Source organism: Methylobacterium aquaticum, assembly GCF_001043915.1.
GTDB classification, from domain to species: Bacteria; Pseudomonadota; Alphaproteobacteria; order Rhizobiales; family Beijerinckiaceae; genus Methylobacterium; species Methylobacterium aquaticum.
Genome location: NZ_LABX01000316.1, coordinates 1 through 2,573, shown reverse-complemented (window position 1 = coordinate 2,573; position 2,573 = coordinate 1). Strand labels below are relative to the sequence as shown.

Genomic DNA, 2,573 nt, shown 5'->3' with positions numbered 1-2,573 from the left:
GAGGCGGCCCGGGCCGGCGAGCATGGCCGCGGCTTCGCGGTCGTCGCCGACGAGGTGCGGGCGCTCGCCGAGACCGCGGAGACCGGCGCCGCCGAGGTGCAGGACAGGGCCGCGGCGATCCGGGACGAGATCCGGGCGCTCGGCCTCGCGATCCGGGCCGCCGCCGCGCGGGCGGTGGCCGAGGCCGCCACCGGCGCCCGCGTCGCCCGGCAGCTGGAGACGGCACGGACCGATCTCGGCTCCCTGGCGGAGGGCGCCCAGGGCATCCTGGCGGAGGCGCTCCGGGCGGAGGCGACCACCCGCGAGGCGCAGGGAGGGGCCGAGCAGGTCGCCTCCGCCGCCGAGCAGCAGGCCGCGGCGGCGGCGCAGGCGCAACGCGCGGTGGCGCAGCAGACCGAGGCCCTCGACCAGGGCCAGGCGACCGCCGAGGCGCTGGCGGCCCTGGCCGAGACCCTGCGCGGCGATGCCTCTGCCCGGGCGAGCGCGGAGGAGATCGGCGCTGCGGCCGACGTGCTGTCGGCCTCGATCCTCGAAGTGTCCGGCGCCGCCGCCGAGATCCTCGCCGCCATCGACCAGATCAGCCGCGGCCTCACCCTCCAGAGCGCCGCCGCCCGGCAATCGGCCACCGCCATGGCGGCCATCGAGCGAGCGGCGGCCGGCGCCCGGACCGGCGCCGACCGTGCCCTGGCGCAGGTCGCCGCCCTCGCCGAGACCCTGCACGAGGCCCGCGCCGCCCTCGACGGCCTCGCCGACGGGGTCGGCCAGGCCCTCGACGGGATGCGCGGCTCCCTCGACCGTCTCGGCACGATCGAGGCCGGCACCGGGCGGATCGAGACCATCGTCGAGGGCATCGCCCTCGTGGCGGTGCAGATCGGCATGCTGGCGGTGACCGGCGCGATCGAGGCCGCCCGGGCCGGTGAGGCGGGCCAGGGCTTCGCCCTGGTCTCGGGCGACATCCGGGCCCTGTCGCGCGACGCCGCCGGAGGCGCCGAGCGGATCCGCGGCACGGTGCGGACGATCCGGGACGGCGCCGCCGCCTTGCGCCGCGCCCTCGAACGCTCGGTCGCCGCCGCCGAGGCCGAGGTGGCGAAGAACCGCGCCCTGACCGCGGGTCTCGCCGCGGTGACGGCCGACATCGCCGACCTGGAACGAGCCAACCGCGAGATCGCCCGCGGGGCCGACGACATCCTCACCGCCGCCGCCGGCATCGCGGCGGGCGCCCGCCAGATCGCCACGGCGGCCGAGGAGGCCGACCGTGCCTCGACCGAGGCCGCCACCGCCGCCCGCCAGCAGGCCCGCGGGGCCGAGGACCTCGCGGCGGCAGTGGAGGAGATCGCGCTTCTCGCCGACGAGTTGCAGGGCGCGGATGAGTGAGGCGGGACCCGCCCGCTTCCTCGTCGTCGCGCTCGGCGCGGAGGGGACGCGCGTCGCGATACCGGCGGAGCGGGTGCGCGCCCTGGCGCCGGTCCCGGCCCTGACCCGGGTGCCCAGGGGGCCGGCGGCCCTCGCCGGCCTCGCGGAAAGGCGCGGCACCGCGCTCCCCGTCCTCGACCTCGCCCGGCTCGTCGTGCCGAATGCGGGCCCGGTGCCCCCCGGCCGGATGGTGCTGGCCGAGGCGGGCGAGCCGGTCGGCCTCCTCGTCGCCCGCGTCGCCGGCCTCGCCAGGGATCCGGGCGGTGCCGCCATCCTCGACCTGCCCGGCCTCATCGCGGGACTGCGGCCGCGGCGGGCGATGGGCTCCGCCGAGACGGCCGTGCCTGTCGCCGAGCCTGCCGCGCCGCGGGCCGCCCCGATGAGGGCGCTCCTGGCCCTTGAGGCCGCGGGGCGGTCTTACGCCCTGCCCCTCGACGCGGTCGAGGCGGTGACGCGCAGGCCCGACACCGTCTCGGCGGACCCGGCCGGCGGGCCCGTAGCCCTCGGCGCGATGCCCTGGCACGGGCGGACGCTGCCGCTCCTCTGTCTCTCGACCTGCCTCGGGCTCGGGGGCGCCCCGGGGACCCGCGTCGCGGTGCTCGGTCGGATCGGGCTCGTGGCCGAGCGCATCGGGCCGGTGCTGCGCGTGCGCCCGGAGGCGATCGACCCGGTCCCCCGGGCCCTGCGTCGCCAAGGCTCGACCAGCAGCGTCTCGACCCATGTCACGGCCACCGCTTTGGCCGCCGGCTTCGTCCGCCTCGACGACGGGTCCCTCGTCTGCCTCCTGTCGCCCGACGCTCTGACCGGCGAGTCCACGCCGGACCGGGCACCGGCCGTCCCCGTCGCCGCCGGACCCGAGCCGATGGTGGTGATCGACCTCGCCGGGAGCGCCTACGGCCTGCCCGCCGGGGCGGTGCGCGAGGTGCGGCCCGCGCCCGACGCGCTCACGTCGGTGCCCGGGGCGCCCGACGGCTTCGCCGGGATGCTGGCGCTGCGCGGCGGCATCCTGCCGGTCCTCGACCTGCGCTGCCGACTCGGCCTGCCGCCCGGGGCCGCGACCATGCGCAGGCGTCTCGTGGTGATCGAGGCCGCGGGCCTGCGGGCGGGCCTCCTCGTCGATGGCGCGGCACGGCTGGTCAGGCCGGACACCGGAGCGGTCC

General features: G+C 79.1%; 2 protein-coding genes. Both read left to right on the top strand.

The window, feature by feature from the left end; translation table 11 throughout:
- The coding region (locus VP06_RS38670) for a methyl-accepting chemotaxis protein (RefSeq protein WP_048467666.1) at positions 1 to 1,374 on the top strand (1,374 nt) is incomplete at its 5' end.
- On the top strand, positions 1,367 to 2,573 hold a 1,207-nt coding region (locus VP06_RS30955), incomplete at its 3' end, for a chemotaxis protein CheW (protein WP_048467665.1). The genes VP06_RS38670 and VP06_RS30955, both read left to right, overlap by 8 nt.